This is a genomic window from Edaphobacter aggregans DSM 19364 (assembly GCF_000745965.1).
GTDB lineage: Bacteria > Acidobacteriota > Terriglobia > Terriglobales > Acidobacteriaceae > Edaphobacter > Edaphobacter aggregans.
This window is the reverse complement of record NZ_JQKI01000264.1, coordinates 1-3,550: the sequence shown is the minus strand read 5'-3', so window position 1 is coordinate 3,550 and position 3,550 is coordinate 1. Positions and strand designations below refer to the sequence as shown.

Genomic DNA, 3,550 nt, shown 5'->3' with positions numbered 1-3,550 from the left:
AGGAGCCTCCGGGGTAGTTCTCTGAATCAGCTTCACCGCTGAGTTCAGCCTTTGCAACACCTCGTGCTCCTCACTGACTTACATTCAAACAAACCTTTCCTAATCGATAAGGTAAGGCACCGTGTTCCCGAGGCTCTCCAAGGAATAGTGCGCAACCGCGACATCGCGTTCTGAGCACAGGATGAGTCCCACTGGAGGGTTTTCGTCCGGATTGACCCAATGTTTCCGTGCATAGTTCAGATAGAGGAATGGGTGAGAAATCGGGGGCAGGTCACGCTGATGCGGGCCAGATGAACCCTCGCCAGGGACCCGCCTTTCGCTTTCCAGAACACTCCGTAGGGCGAGAGTGGTGTTGGGAACTAAAACAGTGCTCCCTCGCCGTCGGATCTTCCCGCTTTTCTCTTTGGTGGGTAGATTAGGGACCAACGGAGATGCGCATGAGCGTGGCGGAGGATGCACGGAAAATCATTCAGGTTCGGTACGAAGCCATCATGAAGGCGCTGGAGATCAACAAGCGGCTAGCGAAGATCGAAACCCGGCAGTCGGCCACGGCCTGACCCGGAGCGCCTGCTCGGCGCCAATCAGGTGGTAAATATTGCAGGACGTCTATTTACAGCTATGCAAATGTATGCATATGGAGTAGACTTCCTCGGTTGGCGAGAGCCAACGTACGCACTCCCGCTTCACACGAGGTGTGTAATGCAGAGCAGTATCAACTACAACACCTTCCCCACACTAACCCCTGTCGGATCCCTGATAGGGACAGCCATTCTCAGGCACGACAAACCTTGGATTCTCCAGCTGCTTGGAGTCGAACCCACAGATCCGAACAAAGAACTCACCATCCGGAAGCGGTGGCCCGGCGAGGACGATATGGCCGTCCGGGACTTCCAGCTGGCCATGGTCTTCCTTGGCTATGATGACGGGGAGACGGTGGACGCTTTGATCATCACTTTGGGGGAATGCAGTCCGAGCGCACTGCCGCCGAAGGACGGCCCGCCATACGTCTGCTAAAGCAAAGTTCAAAGGGCTCCCAGGAATGGGAGCCCTTTCACTGTACATTCGGATCTTCCCCTTCTTGCATCTGGGGTGGCCATTTCACTGCCTGATTTTGATCTCTTTGGTTCCTTGTTCCTCGAGAGCCGGCCTTTTGGTTTATTAGTTGGGCTTGATCATCACCTTGACGACGCCGAGCACACCAGCTCCAAGTACGATTCCGGTGCCAGCTCCGGTGTGACCATTCATTACCAGGTACACGAACGCTCCGATGCAGGAAAGAAACGAAACCGTCGCGCATCCCATGCCGACAATGCGATGGGTCGTGTCACGAGTATTCGCGCGATCGACATACTTAATTATCTCGACAGCTACTTGTTCATTCAGCAGTTGAAGATCATTGAGCGAAGGAAGGCTCCGTTGGGTCTGACTCTTTCCTGGCGCCAATCGCTACCGCCCGCCTGCCGCATGTCTTTTCTCGGACAGGATGGCCTCGATATTTTTGGCGAGGTTTTTGGCAGAATCCCGTATCGCCTCAAGGTCTGAGTCGTTTGTAGCCACAACGACTTCTGAAGCCGCAACTTCTGAAGCCGGAATAATAAGCGGCTTCGCGATGGGTGCTGAAAACCAAAAAGGAAGCCCCCGCGACAAGCGAGCGTCTTCTCGGGACCTCATCAACGAACGGCGTATGCGTTCGGTGCTGAGGTTCACTCGAGCCTGCAAGTCGGCGATCACCAGAGAGCGTGTGCGTTCGTTGCTGATGAACTGTTCTAATCCTAACGCGGCGTAATTGACCTTGTCTGGGAAGAGTTCTTTTTGCCTGGCAGGTACACTGGCTGTCGAAGTCTCTGCTTGTGCCTCGACATGCGGCGGAACGAGCTCATCCGTCTCCGCGAAAAGCGGAGCAGGTTCCTGGTTCGCGTAGGAGGAGAAACTCCACGGGCCGAACCCTTCTAAGAATCCACGCGCAAAGGATGCGATCGACATAAGCCTCCTTTAAGTTGCTCCCATATCTATTTTAGATCAATCACTCTTTTTGGGAGTCCCGCCAGCCACGCTGCCATGCGGCCGTCTGGTTCTCGTTGAAAGGTTCGCCGTCGATCCCAGCCTGGAACCCGATCTCGCAATCAGCCACCTCCTCCAAATCCTGGTCAACCCCACTGACTTCCGGCTCGATGAGCTCCATCCTGCCTCCTACCTATCTATAGTAGAGTGCGAATTCTTGAAAAGAGAACAGGAAGCGAAAGTAGAATATTCGCATGTCAGTCTTTTTCATGGATCGGATGGGCCCGAAGAAGCCAGGGGTTCCACCGACCTCTCTACTCCATTGAAAACACATGTGCTCCGGCCTTCATGAACCACCTGTTAGCCGAAGGGTTGTAGGTTCGAGTCCCACCTCAGGAGCCAATAAAATCAACAACTTAGAGCAACGAAGGGCGACCTCAAAAACGCGCAAAGTGCCAATTGTGCCTATTTTTGTCCCCACGCTCTTTCAAAACGGAAGCTATATCGATAGCAACCGTGCTCAGTTGGCTCCTTAGACTCCCGCCCTCAACGTCAACTAGCAGCTCCGCGATTTGACCGAATCCCACTTCTGCTTCAATCTCCCTCCGCGCCCAATGTAACGGGCGCCCAGCCAGAGAACGACAGAGGAAGTGATATAGCCCTAATTTAAGCGAGGCGGGGTGTGGTGGTACAAGTTCTACTCGCATACGTACAAGACAGTTCCAGCCCACTACGCAAAGGGGCATTTACTCTGGCGGAGGTACGCGCGAGACCAACGAGTACAGTGGGGGGAGTAAATCCGGTCAGGAATTACGGCACAGCGAATGAATCCTGTCCGGGATCATCACCCGAACCATTCCGGGAACTAATCCCCCAAAAGTTGTAGAAACGAATTGTGAAGATTGTGATCAGCGAATGGACGCCTTCTTGAAATTTCAGTAGGAAGTTGCTTCCCAAAGCCCGTTGCGTGGCAAGAATGGAAACAATGTCCGGCCCGGTATGGTCCCGAGACAGCATGTGGGATGTGTCAATATGTGCTGCGAACGGTGACCAACCCGTGTTCTGTTCGCACCCGAAAGAAATGTCTCTATGCGCGCCGGATAGAAATGTCAGCATAAGGTCATAGTCGTCGTCGTGCGGTGGGAATGTGCGAATCGCCGCTTTTGCGATTTCCACATCTCCATCCGTTCCGCTGCGCGGAGAATTGTAGTTGCCGAAGAACTTTTCGGGAATGCAGGCCGCATCAGTAAACGCAAGCACGTTTCTGTGCCTGTGGGAGATACGTTTTCTAACTCCTCATCGCGATTTGAGAGACCGCCAGCGAAAGCAGGGAAGAGGCTGCGTGATAGTTGTCACGCTGCACTCTCTCCAGAAACTCACTATGGAGTCACCGGTAATGCAATGACTTGCAAGCCGAGTTGAGCAGCCTTTTTCTGTAAGTATTGAAGCTGCCGGCGGCACCGGGCCCAGTCGGGTGAGGTCAGCGTGATGAGCGGTGCTCCTTATGGCTACCGTTATGTCCGCAAAACCGATGAAGCGCCTGCTGCGT

5 protein-coding genes are annotated in these 3,550 nt (G+C 53.9%); 1 reads left to right on the top strand and 4 read right to left on the bottom strand.

Features of this window, described 5'->3' with window-relative positions; all coding sequences use genetic code 11:
- The first annotated feature begins 699 nt into the window (after window positions 1-699).
- Window positions 700-1,014 carry a hypothetical protein gene (locus Q363_RS30920; protein WP_035358453.1) on the top strand — a complete coding sequence of 105 codons (315 nt, stop codon included), beginning with the start codon at window positions 700-702 and terminating at the stop codon, window positions 1,012-1,014.
- Between the two features lie 144 nt (window positions 1,015-1,158).
- On the opposite strand, the gene Q363_RS30915 is transcribed toward Q363_RS30920, so the two are convergent.
- The 4 genes from Q363_RS30915 to Q363_RS30905 all read right to left on the bottom strand — a co-directional run bounded on the left by Q363_RS30915 (window position 1,159) and on the right by Q363_RS30905 (window position 3,261).
- On the bottom strand, window positions 1,159-1,443 hold the full coding sequence (locus Q363_RS30915; protein ID WP_035358452.1) for a hypothetical protein: 285 nt from the start codon (window positions 1,441-1,443) through the stop codon (window positions 1,159-1,161).
- A 3-nt stretch (window positions 1,444-1,446) separates the two neighbouring features.
- A complete protein-coding gene (locus Q363_RS30910; RefSeq protein ID WP_035358450.1) occupies window positions 1,447-1,983 on the bottom strand; it encodes a hypothetical protein in 537 nt (178 codons plus the stop codon).
- 40 nt (window positions 1,984-2,023) lie between these two features.
- Entirely contained in the window at window positions 2,024-2,182 is a 159-nt protein-coding gene (locus tag Q363_RS41660; RefSeq protein WP_157468001.1) for a hypothetical protein, read from the bottom strand.
- Window positions 2,183-2,811: 629 nt separating this feature from the next.
- The gene (locus Q363_RS30905) at window positions 2,812-3,261 is read right to left on the bottom strand and encodes a hypothetical protein (RefSeq protein ID WP_035358449.1); all 450 of its coding nucleotides are present in this window, start codon (window positions 3,259-3,261) and stop codon (window positions 2,812-2,814) included.
- Between the last annotated feature and the right edge of the window lie 289 nt (window positions 3,262-3,550).